This window comes from Pontibacter sp. GD7 (assembly GCF_058216375.1).
Genome location: NZ_JBYZMP010000009.1, coordinates 58406 through 75853, shown reverse-complemented (window position 1 = coordinate 75853; position 17448 = coordinate 58406). Strand labels below are relative to the sequence as shown.

Sequence of the window (17448 nt, the reverse complement as noted above, 5' to 3'; positions counted from 1 at the left end):
CTAGCAATTCAGACATACTCTCCAACTGCATCAGCCGCTTACAAAGAAGTGTCCATCCCAGCCTTTGGGTTGAGCGCCTTCTATTGTTGCGGTGCTGAGCGAAGCGAGGCAGCCCGCAGCGGAGCGAGGAGCAGCTTCAATAGACAGTGCGATGCCCAAAGGCGAGGCCCCGCGGCCTTGAGCGCACCAAAGCCAGAACTGAAAAAATAGGTAAGTAAGACTGAGAGAACAGTTCCTCGATAGAAAGACGGAAAACCGGTTACATACTTGAATACAGTTAAACCCTAATACAAAACTCCTCGTTTTCACATCAACCTAAAAATCACTATATTCATACCTGCAACTAACCCTTAAAACTATAATGAAACCAAAGCACATACTTTTTGCCTCGGCAATTACGGCGGCTACCTTTGGCTGTACAAGCAAAACAACTGAAGGCGAAACAGCAACTACGGCAGTTGAAGCAAGCGACAGCATGAAACGAAAGCTGGACATGTACACTACTGTTCGCTTAACCTCCGACCTTAGCCATCTGAGCGAGAATGAGCGGAAAATGATACCATTGCTGATAGAGGCTGGGGACATCATGAACGAACTGTTTTGGTATGAGGCATATGGTAAGCGCGACTCCTTGATGTCGGCTCTGAACGATGAGCAGATGAAGCGCTTTGTGCAGATTAATTACGGGCCGTGGGACAGGCTGAACAACAACGAGCCATTTGTGCCGGGTGTAGGGCCAAAGCCGGATGCGGCCAACTTCTATCCCGCGGACATGACAAAAGAAGAGTTTGAGCAGGCAAACCTGAAAGACAAGGCCAGCCAGTATACTTTTCTGCGTCGGGATGCGAACGGCAAATTGATTACAGTGCCTTACCACGTGCAGTTTAAAGACCAGGTAAAGCGCGCTTCTGATCTATTGAAAAAGGCAGCTGCTCTGGCTGAGGAGCCTGGCCTGAAAAAATACCTGAACCTGCGCGCCGAGGCCTTGCTGACAGACAACTACCAGCCCAGCGACCTGGCCTGGATGGATATGAAGAATAACAAGATCGATGTGGTGATTGGTCCGATAGAGACGTACGAGGACAAGCTGTTTGGCTACAAGGCTGCGCACGAGGCCTACGTATTGGTAAAGGATATGGAGTGGAGCAAGCGTTTGGCTAAGTATGCAGCTTTCCTGCCAGAGTTGCAGCGAGGCTTACCAGTGCCGGCCAAGTATAAAAAAGAAACTCCCGGAACAGACTCTGATCTGAATGCTTACGACGTGGTGTTCTATGCCGGCGATAGCAATGCCGGTAGCAAGACCATAGCTATTAACCTGCCAAATGATGAAGAAGTACAACTAAAAAAAGGCACACGCCGCCTGCAACTTAAAAATGCCATGCGGGCAAAGTTTGATAAAATTATGGTTCCGATTGCAGAAGAGTTGATCGTAGAGGACCAGCGGAAGAACGTAACCTTTGATGCTTTCTTTGCCAACACCATGTTTCATGAGGTAGCACATGGCTTGGGGATTAAGAATACGGTTAATAACAAAGGCACTGTGCGCGAGGCCCTGAAGGAGCACGCTTCAGCTTTGGAAGAAGGCAAGGCCGATATTCTGGGACTTTATATGATCACGCAACTGCAAGAGAAAGGTGAACTGGAGGGCGACCTGAAGGATTACTACACCACTTTCCTGGCTGGTATTTTCCGTTCAGTGCGTTTTGGTGCGGCCAGTGCGCATGGCAAGGCCAACATGGTTCGCTTCAACTTCTTTAAGGAAAACGGGGCTTTTGAACGCGACGAGCAAACTGGAAAGTATAGAGTGAATTATGAGAAGATGCGTGAAGCCATGAACAAGCTATCCGAGAAGATACTTACCCTACAAGGCGAAGGCGACTACGCAGGCGTTGGCAACCTGCTTAACAACCAGGGGCAGGTTAGCCCGCAGCTGCAAGCCGACCTTAATAAGCTGGCCAAGGCCAACATTCCTGTCGATATCGTTTTCGAGCAGGGCGTGGATGTGCTCGGCCTGAAATAATTATCGAATGGAGATATTGAACTGGAAGCAGGAGGGCTTTTCCGGACGGAAGTATAGCGTAAGCTCTGCTGAGGGCCATGTCGGTAAACTTGTATTTGAAGGCTGGTCAAGCTACAATGCCGTTTATACTTCAGGAGAAACAGAGCTGACCTTCAGATCAAAAGGCTGGTTTGAACAAAAGGTGACCGTTCGTTATAATGGTGAGATCATAGGAGAAGGCGTCACTTCTGTTATGGGCAAAACGCGTATCGAAATGACATCGGGAGAAAAGTATGTTTTACAAAACAAAGGTTTCTCCCAAAAACTGGTGATGTCTGACCAAACAGGACAGCATGTGCTTAGCTTTAAGCAAGCGAGCTTTAGTATGGGCAAAGGGCAAGTTGAGTTGGCTGATAACATTCCGGAATTGACGAAAGCTGTGCTGGTAAGTATAGGTTTATACTTTAAAGCTGTAGCAGATAGTCAGGTTGCCATTATGATCGCCATCTTAACACCTGTATTTATCCAGCTGATAAATTAAGTCTATGCCATACTTATAAATCTAAGCCATACTTTTAAATAGCCCGGCCACCAATGGTCGGGCTATTTTTTTGCATCAGGGTATTGTGTTTTGTTTTTTAAGTTGATGATAAACAGTTGTTTGTGTATTGTTTTTGCGATGAATGTAAAAATTGGCACGAGGCTTGACAAAGAGTGCGTAACAGTGGCTACAGATATGAGATGTATAAAAGCTTGTGCCACTGTTCACTTAAATCAGAAATAACATGAAAACTAGTAAAACATTGATCGCATATTTACTTGTGGTGGTTTTCTTACTGGGAACGATAGCCGCAAGTGCACAGACAACAACTAAAAAGCCTGTAAGCAGAACCGTAAAAGGCGGTGCCATTGGCGCAGTAGTGGGTGGCGTAGCAGGTGGCCTTATTGGTAAGAAAAAGAAGAATACCGCTGCTGGTGCTATTATAGGTGCTGCCGTGGGAGGTGCCACAGGTGCCGTAATTGGCCGCTACATGGATAAACAGGCCGAAGAACTGCAGCGTGAGCTGGAAAATGCAAAAGTAGAGCGTGTTGGCGAGGGCATCAAAATCACATTTGATTCCGGTATACTTTTCGACACCAACTCAGACCGCTTAAGTAGTATAGCTCAGAATAATATTGCCGAACTGAGTAAAACCCTTAACAAGTATAAAGACACAAATGTAGTGGTAGAAGGGCACACTGACGCCAGGGGAACAGCGGCTTATAATCAGAGTCTGTCTGAACGAAGGGCTAACTTAGTATATCGCCAACTGTCTCAGAGTGGTGTGGCAGCGAGTAGGGTAACTGCCCAGGGCTTTGGAGAGGAGATGCCAGTAGCTAGCAACACCACAGCATCAGGCATGCAGCAGAACCGCAGGGTAGAAGTGGCCATTTTTGCAAATGAGAAACTCAAGAAAGCTGCCGAAAAAGGACAGCTATAACATAAGATTACCTAAATAATTAGTGAACCGGTCGTATCATTTTGGTGCGGCCGGTTTATTTTTAGTGAAGGGGCCTTGTGAGGTTGATTATCAGGTTGTTGTTTAAAAATAAATTAAACAAAATGATGGCGGATGGAGTATGATATTCTTGCTGAATTAGCTAAAAATCAATTGTTTAATCCTTTAAAATAATCATGAAAAGCTTTTTTGAATTTAACAGAAACAGCCCTGCAGAACGACAGGAACGCAACCGACTTTACCCCGAATTAGCCAACTTTCACATTGCCTTACGAGAAGAGATGAGTGAAGAAGAATACCAGGCCTTCTTTAACTCAGAAAAGGAAGCTTTAAGGCGCAGCAGACCGATTTTGAACCAAACACGACACAAATGGATATCAGCTTAATAACTTGCAATAAGCACCCAAACTAAAAAGGCAAACACATCAGTTGTTTGCCTTTTTAGTTTTAAAGACCTCTCAGTACCAGTTCAGCCCCTTCTTCACCAACCAGAGATCCTATTGCCACTCCCATGCCGCCCATACGCACGGCACAGCTTATACTTTCCGAAACCTGCTCTACAATAGTAGTTTTCTGATTTCCCAGGCCCATGATGCCGCTCCAGCGGTGTTCCACTTCATAAGACGTATCCGGAAGTATGACCGTAGTCAGCAGGTCTTCCAGTTTTTGCTGCACAAGCACTGTCAGGCCAAGTTCTGTTGTTTCCTCTGCTTTAAAATCCAGGTTGCGGCCACCACCGAACAATACTCTATTGCCGATGTTCCGGAAGTAATAATAGCCGCAATCGTAATGAAAGGTGCCTTTGAATCTGAGGTTTTCGATAGGCTTTGTAATAAGAACCTGTGCCCGCGCTGGTTTCACCTGTACGTAGGGCAAAAGCTTTTGCGCAAAGCCGTTAGTGGCAACCAAAGCAGCCTTTGCTTTTATAGGTATGCCTTGTGTGGTTGTGGCTGTAACACCGGGTCCTTCATCATTCAGTTTCTGAACCTCCAGGCCGTTTAGCACAAGTACACCCAGAGCCTGCACCTTTTGGGTAAGCGCCAGTATCATCTTGCCGGTATCTATTTGCCCTTCGGCTGTGCTCAGCAGGAGGTGCGCTACTTTCTTAAAACCGAAGTCCGCAATTTTATCGTCTGCCTCTCTGAAAACGTACGGCTCGCCGGTTATACTTTGCAGGTGCCTGTTCAGGTAAGGTAATTTATCCAGACAAGAAGTATAAAGTTCCTGCTGGGCATCTGTAAAAAGCTCATAGCCTCCCCAGCGGTTGTAGTCGATCACTGTATCGCCGAGGTTCTGTCGCAGGCGCTGTAGTCCTCGCCAGCGGCGCTCTACCAGGCCAAACACCTGCTCTTCGGTGTGGTTAGCCAGGTCTTCCAATAACTCTGATGGACTGCCGAAGCAGGCGAAGCCAGCGTTTTTGGAACTGGCACCCGTAGGCAGAAGGCCCCGTTCAGCCACCAGAATCTTGAGCTTTGGTTGTGCTTGCTTCAGGTGCAGGGCCGCATTCAGTCCCACAATACCGCTGCCAACAATTAGCACATCAATATTGCCAAAGTAGGTTTCTTTTTCCCAGAAGCTTAACTGCATAGGCTTGTTAATCGTCTTCGCGGAAATATTCGTGCTTGTAATTACGAGCTGTTTTTTCGTCCAGCATCTCGAAATGGGTAAGCATAATTTCCCGCTCACCACTGTTCAGGGCACGCACAAATTTACCCTCAGGTGTTTCATAGATGGCGTAGTTATGCACCCCAAAAGGGTAAAGGTTATTGCTTTTCAGGGTAATGGCGTTTGTCAATTCCACTGTGTGGCCATCGGTGGTATTAACTATAAACTTATTCTTGTCTGTCATGGGTGCAATCTAGTAAAATTCGGCTTAATATAGCACTTACTTCTTCTGCCCGGTGTATCACCATCAGGTGCTCTCCATCCTGTACTTTAATTGTATTTAAAGAGTCGGTCATGGGTAAGACCTTGTCGGCGGTGCCGTGTATCTGTACCAGGCCGGGTAGTATGGTTTCCTGTTTCCAGTCGAGCAGGCGTGCCAGGGCCCAGCGCAGAAAACTTTCGTTGATCCTGAAGAAAACCGACTTCAGCAACCTGCGCTCATACGGCGATTTTGCCCCGAAAAAGTATGGCGCGATGGGATAAGTGTTCTGCATCACCTGAAATGGCATATACTTGTGCATAAGCGTTTTGCCAGCAAGGCGGTAATACCAGGGCAATGCATGCCTGGTAGCCAGACTGGAAATAATGATCGTCTGGAGCGGGTGTATTATCTTGGCCAGCTCAATAGCCACCAGCCCCCCGAAAGAGAAGCCAACAAGTATAGGGTTAGGGTCTTGTATCTGTGGTAACAGGCGCCTGGCATAGTCTTCCAGCGGCTCATGGAAGTTTTGGGGCACGAGCCATTGTATCTGGTGTTGCTCCAGGTGGTCCGGTAATTTTAAGAACTGAAACATACGCCAGTCGGCACCAAGCCCGCTGATAAAGTATACTTTACTCATGGTTTGGTTTTACTCAAGGCCAGCTAAGAGTTATCAGCAAAGATCACATGTTACATTATAAGTGGATGGCTTTTATTCCAGCACCAGGTTTCCGCTCAGAAAAGCAAGCGCATCGGCAACGGTTTCCTGTGGCAGTTCCTCCATTGGTATGTGGCCTGCACCAGCATAGGTTTTCAGTTGCGCGCCTTTTATGTCCTGCATAAAACGGGTGGCGTTTGTGGCGGGAACCCATGCATCGGCCTCTCCCCAAAGTATAAGGGTGGGGGCTTTTACCAGCTTCAGTTTCTGCAGGTTGTCAGTGTCCACGGTGTTCATTCGAAGTATAAATGCCTCGCGGTTGCCTTGGTGCAGCAGGAGGTCGTGACTCATCGTAATGGCTTCGTCTGTTAGTTTGCTATCATCGCCGTACACTTCCTTCAGACTCTTTTCTACTATAAAGCGCGGCGTAATATACTTCAGAGATTCCTTCAGCACTGGTGTCTGGGCCATCCGGAATGGCATGGATATGCTTTTGTCGTTGGCGTTTGTTACTCCTGTAGGCGACACAAGTATAAGTTTCTGTACACGATCGGGGTGAGAGGCTGCAAAGTCGAAGGCTATCTGGCCACCCAGCGAACTGCCGGCCACATGCGCCTGCTCAATGCCCAGCTCATCCATGAAGTGAAGCACCAGTTCGGAGTAGTAGGCAATGGAGTAATTGTCGGTTTCGTTGCGGCTGGTCAGGCCAAAGCCAGGCAGGTCGAGGCGCAGCACACGGTGGTTTTTGCTCAGTTCTTTTGCCCAGCCATCCCAGGTGTTAAGCGAGGCGGCGGTGCCATGCAAAAGTATGATGGGTATGCCCTGGCCCTCGTCGCGGTAATGCAGGTTGGCACCGTCTATTTTTAAAAACCTGGAGGTTGATGAGGTATATTTTGCCTTGAGTTCTTCGGCAGGAATATCGCTGCGGATCTGAAGGGCTGTACTAACCAACAAGGCTGCGAGGGCAGCAATAAGAATGCGGCTTTTTCTAGATTTCATAGTTTTATGGTATAAGTGGCTTGTAAATAATAACAGTTAAAGTATGAACAAATGCCTTTAGTTGTATCGGCAGGCAGCAGAATTTTTGCTTCAAGCGCTGGAATATTTGTCTAAGCAATATAGCCTGTCAATAAGTGCCATTACTAATCTTAACTCAATCATAACCAGTTCATAACCTGTAGGTAATACAGGCATATTAATTTAGCAGCGTAGTTTAGAAGAGCTTTAGCCAAAGGAGTTTTTAAACCGCTAAAAATACCGTTATGGAAAAGGTTAAAAGAATAACAGATGCCGTTATCAGTAGACTGCTGGGCGTTTTCCTGTACAGGCTACACTCATTCTACTCTCCATTTAAATTTAACAGGACTTAAAAAAAACTCACCCACGCCACCCTTATGGCAAGAAAAAGAAATGTAGAGGTTGTTGTTATATCAGACGTGCACCTCGGTACCTACGGTTGCCACGCAAAGGAGCTTCTGGCTTACCTGAAAAGTATAAAACCCAAAACACTTATACTTAACGGCGATATCATCGATATCTGGCAGTTTAGTAAAAGCTATTGGCCTGCTGCTCACATGAAAGTTGTGAAATACCTGATGGGGCTTATCGCCAAGGGCACACAGGTGTATTACATCACTGGCAACCACGACGAAATGCTGCGCAAGTTTGTCGGCTTCAAGATGGGGTCTTTCCAGATTGTGAATAAGGTGGTGCTGGAACTGGACGGTAAAAAAGCCTGGATGTTCCACGGGGATGTGTTTGACGTAACCATGCAGCATTCCAAATGGCTGGCCAGGTTGGGTGCACACGGCTATGACCTGCTTATCCTGCTAAACCGCATGGTAAATTTCTTTTGCCTGAAACTGAACCGGGAAAAAGTGCAGCTGTCCAGGAACATAAAGAACAGGGTGAAAAGCGCGGTAAAGTTTATCAATAATTTTGAGCAGACAGCAGCCGACATTGCCATCTCGAACAAGTATGATTATGTGGTTTGCGGCCATATACACCAGCCCGAACTCCGCGAGGTTAGCAACAGCGAGGGCAAAGTTACCTATCTGAACTCCGGAGACTGGATTGAGAACCTGACCTCTCTGGAGTATAACAACGGCGCCTGGAGCCTCTATAATTTCAGGGACGACCTGGATGTACTGGTGCTGGAGGAGGAAGAGGAACTGGTGCCGACCAACGTGCAGCTGTTCCAGAGCCTGATGGTTGAATTTAACCTGAAACGCGCTTGAGGATCCTGTATGCTATCCAGGGTACCGGCAACGGCCACCTGACCAGGGCGCTGGATATTATTCCGGAACTGCAAAAGTATGGCGAACTGGATATACTGGTGAGTGGCTGCCAGGTAGATCTGCAACTACCTTACCCGGTAAAGTATAGGTTGCGTGGGCTCAGCTTCATTTTTGGTAAAAACGGAGGCGTGGATTTTTACAGGACCTTCGCACAAATTAACTCCAGGAGCTTTTACAAGGAAGTGCGCCAGTTGCCTGTTTCCGATTATGACCTGGTTATCTCCGATTTCGAGCCTGTGTCGGCGTGGGCTTGTATGCTGTTAAAAAAACACTGTGTAGGCCTGAGCAACCAGGTGGCAGTGCTTAACCATAATGCGCCCAAGCCTAAGCAGGTTGACCCGATGGGAAAGTTTATACTCAAGAATTACGCACCAACCACAGCACAGTATGGCTTCCACTTTGCCCGATTCGATGATACCATCTTTACACCAAACATCCGCAAAGAGGTACGCGACCTGCAAACCAGCTGCCAGGGGCACTACACAGTATACTTGCCAGCACACTCAGACAATAAAATCCTGAATAAGCTGAGCTTGTTTAAAGAGGTGGAGTGGCAAGTGTTTTCTAAGCATAACAGGCAGCCGTTCAGGCAGGGGAATGTTTCGGTGCAGACAATCCAAAACGAAGCATTCCTGCAAAGTGTAGCAGCTGCAAAGGGCGTGCTTTGTGCTGCGGGTTTCGGTACGCCGTCTGAGGTGCTTTATTTACAGAAAAAACTGTTGGTTGTACCCATGAAAAACCAATACGAGCAGATTTGCAATGCAGCCGCCCTGAAGCACATGGGGGTAAGCACAATCAAAAAGCTTAAAAAGAAACAGCTGCCTGAAATAGAAGAATGGCTGCAGCAAGGGCAGCCGGTTAAAGTCGATTACCCTGACGAGACCGCTGCCATTGTTGCACGTATAGTAAGAGAAAATACATAATAAGTTTAAGTTTAGCCTCTTATGCAGCACGCACCTGTTTGGGTGCTGCTGCTTTTTTCATGGTATACAATAGCAGTAATAGCATACAGGAACAGCCAGTATTAAATAGAAGCGCCTTCGGGGAGGATTTTAAATGGGGAGTGGCCACAGCCGCTTACCAGATAGAGGGCGCGCATAATATGGCAGATAAAGGTGCCTCGATCTGGGATGTGTTTACAGCCCAAAAGGGCAAAATAAAGCTAAACCAAAACGGCAACACTGCCTGCGATTTTTATAATCGTTACCCCGCCGACCTAAAACTGATGCAGCAGATGCATATTCCAAACTTCAGGTTTTCGCTGTCCTGGAGCCGCCTGTTGCCACAAGGTACAGGCAAAGTAAGTATGGCAGGCCTGGATTACTATAACCGCTTGATAGACCAATGCCTTGAACTCGGTATTGAGCCTTGGGTAACGCTGTACCACTGGGATTTGCCCCAGGCGTTAGAACTAAAAGGAGGCTGGACAAACAGAGAGGTTGTGGCCTGGTTTGAGGAGTATAGCCAGGTTTGCGCCCAAAGCTTCGGCGACAGGGTAAAGCACTGGATGGTTCTGAATGAGCCGATGGTTTTTACTGGCGCCGGTTATTTTCTTGGCGTGCATGCCCCCGGCAGAAGAGGATTTGGAGCTTTTGTGCCTGCGGTGCATCATGCTGCGCTTTGTCAGGCGGCAGGAGGGAGGGTACTCAAAAGTATAATCCCGGATGCCATGGTCGGTACAACCATCTCCTGTTCTTATGTAGAGCCACTACGCCAAACTGAAAAAGACATTCGGGCAGCGCAACGGGTAGATGCTTTGCTTAACCGGCTTTTTCTGGAGCCGGCGTTGGGTATGGGCTATCCCTTGCAGGATCTGAAATTTATGCGGCGCATCGAAAAGTACATGCTGCCCGGAGATGAGCAAAGCATGAGCTTTGATTTTGACTTTATCGGAATCCAGAACTATACCCGGGAGGTAGTAAAGTATGCTTTCTGGACGCCCTTCATCCAGGCTAACCTCGTCTCGGCAAAGAAACGGAAAGTGCCGCACACCCTCATGAACTGGGAAGTATACCCGGAAGGGATTTACCACCTGCTGCACAAGTTCAGTAAGTATAATGGCATTAAGAAGATCATCATAACCGAGAATGGCGCGGCTTTTAAAGATGAGGTGATAGATGGACGTGTAAATGATACAGAGCGGCTAAGCTATCTGCAGCGTTACCTGCAGCAGGTGCTTAGGGCCAGAGAAGAGGGAGCAAAGGTAGATGGCTACTTTGTATGGTCGTTTCTGGATAACTTTGAGTGGGCCGAAGGTTTTACTCCCCGCTTCGGGTTGGTACATGTGGATTACGAAAGCCAGCAGCGCACCATAAAAGCTTCTGGATTGTGGTTTAAGTCCTTTCTTACAGATAAATAGCACTTCTTTTTACCAAAAAATCAACCTTATAAGCAGCTTTCGGGCAAAACTACTGTCTTTAGGTCAAATCCAGTTAAAAACGGTCAATTTGGTAAAATCCATTAATCCTTATCTGAGTGCCGTTCACGGATAAAAAGGGGCTGTTTGTATAAAATAGTAGTAATTAATGCAACAGTACCTTGCATAACAAAGTACTGTATAATATCTTTGTAATGTAAATCAGTCATAAACCATTAAACTTTACAACTATGAAAATCATCGTATTATTATTCGCCTTTTTATTCGGTTTTGGAGCCACAGTTAAAAAATCAGCCGACGACATGAAAGCCATGCAGGAGAGAGCAGAACTTAATGAGTACAAGTCTTATCCAAACCTGCTACCTGAAGTCGAGATTGTTGCCGAGAAGCAGTAAGCAGCCGCAGTTTTAAAATTAATTTGAACCATTAGTCAAAATAAAACCATGAAAATAATTGTGCTGTTATTCGCTGCATTTTTAGCCTTTGGGCTTGCTACTAAAGAAACAGTAAGCCCAAAGGCTCCTGAAAAGGAAGTTGCTCAGGTAACGCAGGAGGCTGATGCCCCGGTTATGGAAGTATTGCTGGACACCGTGGAGATTGCGATAAGCTCACAGAACGTGATCGCCGGTATCTGATTACAGTGAAATTTTTAAAGTATAGCTTCGGCTATGAGTTACCCTGATCTGAATAATCCTGCTGCGTGCGTGCGTTTTGTGCATGTTGCGTATGAGAGTGCCAGATCGCTTTCCAGCCTCCACCATAATTGCCTTTAATCTTTCCTTTTACAAGTGATAAACTGGCTACCAACGCACCTATTACCATATCGTTGGTGATAGCGGCAGTATCTGAGTAGCCCAGTAACCAGGGGGCCAGCAAAAGCCATAAACCCAGGGGCAAATTGTAAAGCCGAACTACACGCGTGGCTTCCCACCACGAGATCAGGGCAAAACTGGCAATCACAGGTCCTACAATATGGTCATTGTCTGCTGCGGTACCTTCAAACCCAAGTACGGCGGGTGAGGCCATCAGCCATACTCCCAGAACTACATTTATTATTTGTGCCCACATACTTATAATACTTTACCCTGTACACTGTCGTAGCCCCAGAAGGCTTTCCACATCGATTCACCGGAGTTTTTCACGCGCTTCATGTACTGCATGCTGGCAAGCATTTCGTCCATGGCCGGGCCTATCATCACGATAGAGATAACCGCAGAGGCCAGGCAAAGCGTACACCAGGCATCGTATAACACAGGCTGCAACACCACCAGCAGTACACTGATAAAACCCAGCGGCCCAACTGCCAGGCCAAAGGCGATCACGATCCAGGGCATTTTGCGCCAGCGCTTGGTACCGCCAATGGCGCCTGTAACGGCATCGGTTAAATACCCTAGGGCGCCTAATGCAGCGTCAGGTATCGGTAAAATGTTTGAGGTTTTGGATGTCAGGATCTTACGGCTTCCGTTACCAAAAAATGGCTCCCATACTTCACTTACAACTTTAAACTGAAATAAGGCCAGGTAAGTGGCAATGCCAAAACCAACAATGGCAAGTATGATGATGGGCATGCGTTCTCCCCAGGTTGCAGGGTTGTAGCTCCACCCTGGAGGAATACCGTTGTCGTGCTGCATAACTGTTCAGGTAATGGTTATTCCATACTTTATACTTGTAGGAGTATTTAGAATGATACTACGCGGATAGTTAAATAGCGTTATTAAAAGGGCCTTAGCGCCTTTTCTGGCATAAGGTTGCGGTAAATTATGGCACTTGTTGGCATATCTAAGCCAGGTGGTGCCGGCAGTTCCTGATCCATACTTCGGCCTCTCTTCTTGTCAGAAAGTTCTCCATCTGTATATCCGGTATTACGCGTAAGTATAGATCGCGGGAAGAAAGCGTGCTGAAGAGGTCTGGGGAGTAGACGTGTGCAAAGCACCTTAAGCCGGCGTCAATGGCCTTTGGCAGCCACTCAAATTCCAGCCAGTCGTTTGCGTCCACCCAATCGCCGCTAACCTCTGTTTTGTCGTTCAGTAACCTGGGGTTAGGGTTCTTTTTGAGTAGCTCCAGGTATACTTTGGCTGCGGTTATCACATCGTTGGCAGTGATGTGGCCAAACCATTTCGCCTCTATGTATTCTCTCTTAGCTGTGAACATCAAAAACACGTCTCCCTGTTCATGCTTTAAAAGCACCGGGTGAGGCCACACTGCCACCAATTCGCTGTATTCACAGAAGTATTCATTCATAAGTAAAAAATAGTACGGGGTAAACTAAAGGGGGTGCAATAGTTTTTTCCCTTATACGGCATCAGGTTGCCAATGTATACACAGGCGGTTTTTGCTATTCCAGCTTTACCCTGATCGCCTTTACGTATCCCTGCACCGGCATCGACTCCATGATATTGCCTTCAAACCAGGCTTCAATCTCATGTCCCTCGCGCAGTTGCTCAATTTTGAGGTGCTCACCGCTCTGGGTTTCGATCAGCGTGTTTTTATCGATCCTAATATTGGCCTCCTTATACCTGGTGTCATTACCTTCCATTGCCTTCACCAGCACCACCGCTTTCGACTTTTCGGATTTCTCGTTTGTTTTCTTGATGTTGGCAATATAGCCATGAACATCCGGCAAAGTGTCGGGCAGGCGCTTGGGCTCGTCTCCTCTACAGCCAGCAAAAACGATAGTTAGAAGTATAAATAATGCAGCGGTTCTCACGGGTATAACGGTTTTGTTTTTTATGTGCTTTGCGCCTTTAGCGCTATGAGTTTTTATCATGGCCAGGCCAGGTGCAGGTACACAGACACAGCATACTGCCAGATATACAGTAGAAAATAAATAAAGTTATACCCGTTGCAGGATTAATGTTTGGGCGTTTTGGTGTATAACCAGATTGCTGCGCCTATCAGTACCAGTACCAGTATGATGATAAGTATAAGTGTCATTTGTTTTCATAGTTTGGTGTATGTAATTGTACTAAACAAAAAGGGCCCTTGTTGCATCTGTCAGCAACAAGGGCCCTTTCGTCTGTATCTTGTCTCCTTAAGCTACACGCAGTATGGTATCGTCCTGCACGGCTTTGCGGATGCTCTGCTCTGAAGCGTAATGAGAAAGGAAATCGCCTTTGCGGCAAATGTTTGTGCGTGGTTCCTGCACCAATACCACCTTGGATCTTTTACCAACTGTTATAATTCCAATGCCCCGGCGCTGGCAGAGTTTCAGGAGGTAGTTTGCAAGGCTGTTGTTCCGGAAAGTAAGGCTGCTGATGGAAATCCCCAGCCACTGCTCGTTGGCCTGGTGTAGCTTTAGCACATCCACCAGCTTTGTGATCTTGTGCTTTAGGTATACTTTGGTGAGTACGCTGTGAAGCACGAAACCCAGAATAGCAGCCAGCGCGGTTAAACCAAACCCAGTTATGCCAGCCTCTAAACGCAAGCTCAGCAAAAAGCCGGATAAAAGTATGATGGCCGGAGTCAGGTACCTTAACCTGCTTAAGCCTTTCTTCTTGTAGTGTGTTAAAATGGAGGCGAGGTGCTCCGTACCTTTAAAGGTAACAGTTGCCAGAAACAGTGCGTTGTCCGCCTGCCTGAAAGCAAACAGCCCCTCTACTATAACACCCTGTCTGTTTTTCTCCGACCTGCCTACAAGGATGTTCTTGGCTCCCTGTTGTGCAGCATAATACCCCTTAAGGTAATCGAAGGCGAAGTCTTCTATCTTGCTTTCCTGCGGGTTAGGCATACTACTGTAGCATTAAATGTCTATAGAAAAAGGCGGCTCTTGTAATATTGGCGCAATCAAGGCAGCTGCATGATATATTGCCTGCAAAAAAGAAATTAATCAGTTAGTAGTGCCTACTTAAGTTTGCTAAACACCCGCTCTGAGCGATACAAACATAAATATCTGTAAATATAAATCCTAATATATTCATGGATTTATTATACTTATGGCTTTGTTGCTATAAATCAATGACATAACAACGAAATTGGCACAATGCTAATTAAAAAGAGTACGTTTAATCTTTAAAAATGGATGTATTTTAGGATATATAGTAATAGGCTGTTGTCTGTCTGTTAAATTTCACTTTCTGTCTTAATGTAAAAGTGTACGTACAGTTGCTATGCTTAAAATTTTATAGCTTTACATACAGGTAATTATACAAGTAGCCTGTATTTGATAGACTTTACTATGAAAAACCTGATATCGAAGCTTTGCTGTATTGGCCTGTTTGTAAGTATACTCGCCAGCATGCAGCCCTTGGTTGCACAAGCGCCGGCCCGTCCGTCTGCCGCAAAGATTTTGCAGGAGATCAAAAGGCTGAACGTGCTGGGCTCCGTGCTTTACGTGGCTGCCCACCCCGACGATGAAAATACCCGCCTTATAGCTTATATGGCCAATGAGAGGCTGTACAATACTGCTTACCTATCGGCAACGCGCGGCGATGGCGGACAGAATTTAATCGGGCCGGAGATTCGTGAGAACCTGGGTATCATTCGCACACAGGAGTTGTTACAGGCCCGCAGAACAGACGGAGGACAGCAGTTTTTTACACGCGCCAATGATTTCGGCTTCTCAAAAGACTCCAAAGAAACATTCACTATCTGGGATAAAGAGCAGGTGCTGGCCGATATGGTATGGGTTATCCGCAAGTTCAGGCCCGATGTCATGATCACGCGCTTCCCACCCGATGAACGTGCCGGCCACGGGCAGCATGCGGCCTCGGCTATACTTGCCGAAGAGGCTTTTGAGGCAGCCGCTAACCCTAAACGTTTTCCGGAGCAATTAAAGTTTGTGGAGGTTTGGCAACCAAAGCGCCTGTTGTGGAATACCGGGTCCTGGTCCTTCGCCAGCCAGGCAGAGTTTGAGAAATATGCGGATCAGCTTTTGAAATTAGATGTAGGGGCATATAATCCACTGCTAGGCAAATCATATGGGGAAGTTGCCGCTGAAAGCCGAAGTATGCACAAGAGCCAGGGCTTTGGAGCTGCCAGCGCCAGAGGCGTTTCTGTGGAGTATCTGCAGCACACCAAAGGCGACAAAGCGCAGAAGGAGCTGTTTGAAGGTGTAACCACTACCTGGGCAAGGGTTAAAGATGGGGAAAAAATAGAGAAGATCATCCAGCGGGCCATTGACGGTTACAAACCCACAGAGCCAGCTGCCGTGCTACCCATGTTGCTGGAGGCACACAAGGAGTTGAGTAAACTACCCGACGGCTACTGGAAACGCGTGAAGCAGGAAGAACTGCAGGACGTAATACAGCATGTGATGGGCTTTTACTTAGAGGCCACTGCCGCAGACTATGCCGCCACCCCCGGTGAGCCGGTTCAGATTAACATAGAGGCCATTAATCGTTCTGCTGTGCCGGTAACGCTTAAAAGTATAAACTACACGTTTGCCTCTAAAGACACTACCTTAGATAAGGCATTGCCAAACAACGAGGTGCTGAAGTTTAACAAGCAGTTAATGTTGCCTTCGGGTATACAAACCTCGCAGCCGTATTGGTTACGAAAGGAGGGAAGCTTGGGCATGTTCTCTGTCGAAAAGCAGCAATTGGTAGGCATGCCAGAGAATGCACCCGCTGCACAGGTTACCTTTAACCTTTCTGTTGCCGGTGAACCGCTGCAGCTTACCGTGCCGGTAGTTTACAAACGCACCGATCCAGTTGAAGGCGAAGTATACCGTCCGTTTGTGGTAACGCCGCCTGTGTTTGTAAACGTTTCTGAGCAGGTATATATGTTTGCCAGCCACGAGCCAAAGCAGGTGCAGGTAAGGGTTAAATCAGGGAAGGCCAATATAAAGGGTACTGTGCAGCTTCAGCTCCCGAAAGGCTGGAAAGCGGAACCCACAGCCATACCTTTTGATTTGAAGGCAAAAGGGGCAGAGCAACTGGTAAGCTTTACCGTTTATCCGCCCAAAGACCAACAGGATGCCACTTTGCAGGCGGTTGTGAACTCTGAGGGCAAAACCTTTACACAGGGCCTCAACGAGATCAACTATAGCCATATTCCGGCGCAGGTTACGTTTCCGGAGGCTACCGCCAGGATCGTGAAACTAGACCTTAAGAAGCGTGGGCAGAAAGTAGGGTATGTGATGGGAGCCGGGGATGAAGTACCGAAAAGTCTGCAGCAGATTGGCTACGATGTAACCATACTTAAGGATGAGAAGATGCAGCTGAATTACCTGCAGCAGTTTGACGCCATTATACTTGGGGTGCGTGCCTATAACACCGTAGATCGCCTGAAACATTACCAGCCTACCTTGATGGAGTACGTGAAGAATGGCGGCAACCTGATCGTGCAGTATAACACGAGCCATGGGCTGGTAATGCAGGACATCGGCCCATACCCGCTTAAATTGTCCCGCGACAGGGTAACTGTGGAGGACGCGGAGGTGCGTTTTCTGGAGCCAAACCACCCTGTGCTAAACACGCCGAACAAGATCACCAAAAAAGACTTTGAAGGTTGGGTGCAGGAGCGCGGCTTATACTTCCCGAACGAATGGAGCAAGGAGTACACGGCCATACTTTCCGCGAATGACCCCGGCGAGCCTGCCCGAAACGGTGGCCTGTTGATAGCGAAGTATGGAAAAGGCAATTACATTTATACCGGTTATTCCTGGTTCAGAGAGCTGCCTGCCGGTGTGCCTGGTGCCTATCGTCTGTTCGCCAACATGATCTCCCTGGGAAAGAGTGAGGAAAGCGCGTCTGGAAGTAAAGCACAGAATGCGGTAAACTAAAAGCGTATCTCGTAGCACGTATCAAGTATCACG

At 47.3% G+C, this 17448-nt stretch carries 19 protein-coding genes; 10 read left to right on the top strand and 9 right to left on the bottom strand.

Annotation, left to right across the window (positions count from 1 at the left end):
• The first annotated feature begins 361 nt into the window (after window positions 1–361).
• From AC4BAP_RS14295 to AC4BAP_RS14280, 4 genes are all read left to right on the top strand, one after another.
• Window positions 362–2020, top strand: a complete 1659-nt coding sequence (locus AC4BAP_RS14295; RefSeq protein ID WP_490583347.1) for a DUF8614 domain-containing protein — start codon at window positions 362–364, stop codon at window positions 2018–2020.
• A 7-nt stretch (window positions 2021–2027) separates the two neighbouring features.
• The gene (locus AC4BAP_RS14290) at window positions 2028–2540 is read left to right on the top strand and encodes a hypothetical protein (protein WP_490583346.1); all 513 of its coding nucleotides are present in this window, start codon (window positions 2028–2030) and stop codon (window positions 2538–2540) included.
• A gap of 244 nt (window positions 2541–2784) precedes the next feature.
• The gene (locus tag AC4BAP_RS14285) at window positions 2785–3480 is read left to right on the top strand and encodes a YiaD family glycine zipper/OmpA-like lipoprotein (protein WP_490583345.1); all 696 of its coding nucleotides are present in this window, start codon (window positions 2785–2787) and stop codon (window positions 3478–3480) included.
• 194 nt (window positions 3481–3674) lie between these two features.
• Window positions 3675–3884 (top strand): hypothetical protein, encoded by a 210-nt coding sequence (locus tag AC4BAP_RS14280; protein ID WP_490583344.1) that lies wholly within the window; start codon window positions 3675–3677, stop codon window positions 3882–3884.
• Between the two features lie 61 nt (window positions 3885–3945).
• Here the strand turns inward: AC4BAP_RS14280 and AC4BAP_RS14275 are convergent, their stop codons facing one another.
• The 4 genes from AC4BAP_RS14275 to AC4BAP_RS14260 all read right to left on the bottom strand — a co-directional run bounded on the left by AC4BAP_RS14275 (window position 3946) and on the right by AC4BAP_RS14260 (window position 7019).
• Window positions 3946–5085, bottom strand: a complete 1140-nt coding sequence (locus AC4BAP_RS14275; RefSeq protein WP_490583343.1) for an NAD(P)/FAD-dependent oxidoreductase — start codon at window positions 5083–5085, stop codon at window positions 3946–3948.
• 7 nt (window positions 5086–5092) lie between these two features.
• Window positions 5093–5347: a hypothetical protein gene (locus AC4BAP_RS14270; RefSeq protein ID WP_490583342.1), complete on the bottom strand. Its 255-nt coding sequence runs from the start codon at window positions 5345–5347 to the stop codon at window positions 5093–5095.
• Window positions 5331–6002 (bottom strand): alpha/beta fold hydrolase, encoded by a 672-nt coding sequence (locus tag AC4BAP_RS14265; RefSeq protein WP_490583341.1) that lies wholly within the window; start codon window positions 6000–6002, stop codon window positions 5331–5333. The genes AC4BAP_RS14270 and AC4BAP_RS14265 overlap by 17 nt, the downstream gene beginning before the upstream one ends.
• A 72-nt stretch (window positions 6003–6074) precedes the next feature.
• Complete coding sequence (locus tag AC4BAP_RS14260; protein WP_490583340.1) at window positions 6075–7019, bottom strand: alpha/beta fold hydrolase; 945 nt, start codon at window positions 7017–7019, stop codon at window positions 6075–6077.
• 395 nt (window positions 7020–7414) lie between these two features.
• Between AC4BAP_RS14260 and AC4BAP_RS14255 the strand changes: the two genes are divergently transcribed.
• The 5 genes from AC4BAP_RS14255 (at window position 7415) to AC4BAP_RS14235 (ending at window position 11329) form a co-directional block, all read left to right on the top strand.
• On the top strand, window positions 7415–8257 hold the full coding sequence (locus tag AC4BAP_RS14255; RefSeq protein ID WP_490583339.1) for a UDP-2,3-diacylglucosamine diphosphatase: 843 nt from the start codon (window positions 7415–7417) through the stop codon (window positions 8255–8257).
• Entirely contained in the window at window positions 8254–9240 is a 987-nt protein-coding gene (locus tag AC4BAP_RS14250) for a glycosyltransferase family protein (RefSeq protein ID WP_490583338.1), read from the top strand. The genes AC4BAP_RS14255 and AC4BAP_RS14250 overlap by 4 nt, the downstream gene beginning before the upstream one ends.
• A gap of 59 nt (window positions 9241–9299) precedes the next feature.
• Window positions 9300–10676, top strand: a complete 1377-nt coding sequence (locus AC4BAP_RS14245) for a GH1 family beta-glucosidase (protein WP_490583337.1) — start codon at window positions 9300–9302, stop codon at window positions 10674–10676.
• Window positions 10677–10924: 248 nt separating this feature from the next.
• On the top strand, window positions 10925–11089 hold the full coding sequence (locus AC4BAP_RS14240) for a hypothetical protein (RefSeq protein ID WP_490583336.1): 165 nt from the start codon (window positions 10925–10927) through the stop codon (window positions 11087–11089).
• 48 nt (window positions 11090–11137) lie between these two features.
• On the top strand, window positions 11138–11329 hold the full coding sequence (locus AC4BAP_RS14235; protein ID WP_490583335.1) for a hypothetical protein: 192 nt from the start codon (window positions 11138–11140) through the stop codon (window positions 11327–11329).
• A gap of 31 nt (window positions 11330–11360) precedes the next feature.
• Here AC4BAP_RS14235 and AC4BAP_RS14230 read toward each other — a convergent pair whose 3' ends face one another.
• From AC4BAP_RS14230 to AC4BAP_RS14210, 5 genes are all read right to left on the bottom strand, one after another.
• Entirely contained in the window at window positions 11361–11762 is a 402-nt protein-coding gene (locus AC4BAP_RS14230) for an SPW repeat domain-containing protein (RefSeq protein WP_490583334.1), read from the bottom strand.
• A gap of 2 nt (window positions 11763–11764) precedes the next feature.
• Window positions 11765–12325 carry a vitamin K epoxide reductase family protein gene (locus tag AC4BAP_RS14225; protein ID WP_490583333.1) on the bottom strand — a complete coding sequence of 187 codons (561 nt, stop codon included), beginning with the start codon at window positions 12323–12325 and terminating at the stop codon, window positions 11765–11767.
• A 148-nt stretch (window positions 12326–12473) separates the two neighbouring features.
• Complete coding sequence (locus AC4BAP_RS14220) at window positions 12474–12935, bottom strand: hypothetical protein (RefSeq protein ID WP_490583332.1); 462 nt, start codon at window positions 12933–12935, stop codon at window positions 12474–12476.
• A 94-nt stretch (window positions 12936–13029) separates the two neighbouring features.
• The gene (locus AC4BAP_RS14215) at window positions 13030–13461 is read right to left on the bottom strand and encodes a DUF3221 domain-containing protein (protein WP_490583331.1); all 432 of its coding nucleotides are present in this window, start codon (window positions 13459–13461) and stop codon (window positions 13030–13032) included.
• A 264-nt stretch (window positions 13462–13725) separates the two neighbouring features.
• On the bottom strand, window positions 13726–14421 hold the full coding sequence (locus tag AC4BAP_RS14210) for a hypothetical protein (RefSeq protein ID WP_490583330.1): 696 nt from the start codon (window positions 14419–14421) through the stop codon (window positions 13726–13728).
• A 447-nt stretch (window positions 14422–14868) separates the two neighbouring features.
• Here AC4BAP_RS14210 and AC4BAP_RS14205 point away from each other — a divergent pair, with 447 nt between their 5' ends.
• The gene (locus tag AC4BAP_RS14205; protein WP_490583329.1) at window positions 14869–17415 is read left to right on the top strand and encodes a PIG-L family deacetylase; all 2547 of its coding nucleotides are present in this window, start codon (window positions 14869–14871) and stop codon (window positions 17413–17415) included.
• Window positions 17416–17448: the final 33 nt, after the last annotated feature.

Excerpts from the sequence above, each read along its gene's own strand:
- AC4BAP_RS14220 (WP_490583332.1), bottom strand. The coding sequence starts at position 12,935 with ATGAATGAATACTTCTGTGAATACAGCGAATTGGTGGCAGTGTGGCCT.
- AC4BAP_RS14275 (WP_490583343.1), bottom strand. The coding sequence starts at position 5,085 with ATGCAGTTAAGCTTCTGGGAAAAAGAAACCTACTTTGGCAATATTGAT.
- AC4BAP_RS14260 (WP_490583340.1), bottom strand. The coding sequence starts at position 7,019 with ATGAAATCTAGAAAAAGCCGCATTCTTATTGCTGCCCTCGCAGCCTTG.
- AC4BAP_RS14255 (WP_490583339.1), top strand. The coding sequence starts at position 7,415 with ATGGCAAGAAAAAGAAATGTAGAGGTTGTTGTTATATCAGACGTGCAC.
- AC4BAP_RS14245 (WP_490583337.1), top strand. The coding sequence starts at position 9,300 with ATGGTATACAATAGCAGTAATAGCATACAGGAACAGCCAGTATTAAAT.
- AC4BAP_RS14295 (WP_490583347.1), top strand. The coding sequence starts at position 362 with ATGAAACCAAAGCACATACTTTTTGCCTCGGCAATTACGGCGGCTACC.
- AC4BAP_RS14290 (WP_490583346.1), top strand. The coding sequence starts at position 2,028 with ATGGAGATATTGAACTGGAAGCAGGAGGGCTTTTCCGGACGGAAGTAT.
- AC4BAP_RS14215 (WP_490583331.1), bottom strand. The coding sequence starts at position 13,461 with ATGATAAAAACTCATAGCGCTAAAGGCGCAAAGCACATAAAAAACAAA.
- AC4BAP_RS14285 (WP_490583345.1), top strand. The coding sequence starts at position 2,785 with ATGAAAACTAGTAAAACATTGATCGCATATTTACTTGTGGTGGTTTTC.
- AC4BAP_RS14240 (WP_490583336.1), top strand. The coding sequence starts at position 10,925 with ATGAAAATCATCGTATTATTATTCGCCTTTTTATTCGGTTTTGGAGCC.
- AC4BAP_RS14210 (WP_490583330.1), bottom strand. The coding sequence starts at position 14,421 with ATGCCTAACCCGCAGGAAAGCAAGATAGAAGACTTCGCCTTCGATTAC.
- AC4BAP_RS14235 (WP_490583335.1), top strand. The coding sequence starts at position 11,138 with ATGAAAATAATTGTGCTGTTATTCGCTGCATTTTTAGCCTTTGGGCTT.
- AC4BAP_RS14225 (WP_490583333.1), bottom strand. The coding sequence starts at position 12,325 with ATGCAGCACGACAACGGTATTCCTCCAGGGTGGAGCTACAACCCTGCA.
- AC4BAP_RS14265 (WP_490583341.1), bottom strand. The coding sequence starts at position 6,002 with ATGAGTAAAGTATACTTTATCAGCGGGCTTGGTGCCGACTGGCGTATG.
- AC4BAP_RS14280 (WP_490583344.1), top strand. The coding sequence starts at position 3,675 with ATGAAAAGCTTTTTTGAATTTAACAGAAACAGCCCTGCAGAACGACAG.
- AC4BAP_RS14205 (WP_490583329.1), top strand. The coding sequence starts at position 14,869 with ATGAAAAACCTGATATCGAAGCTTTGCTGTATTGGCCTGTTTGTAAGT.
- AC4BAP_RS14230 (WP_490583334.1), bottom strand. The coding sequence starts at position 11,762 with ATGTGGGCACAAATAATAAATGTAGTTCTGGGAGTATGGCTGATGGCC.
- AC4BAP_RS14270 (WP_490583342.1), bottom strand. The coding sequence starts at position 5,347 with ATGACAGACAAGAATAAGTTTATAGTTAATACCACCGATGGCCACACA.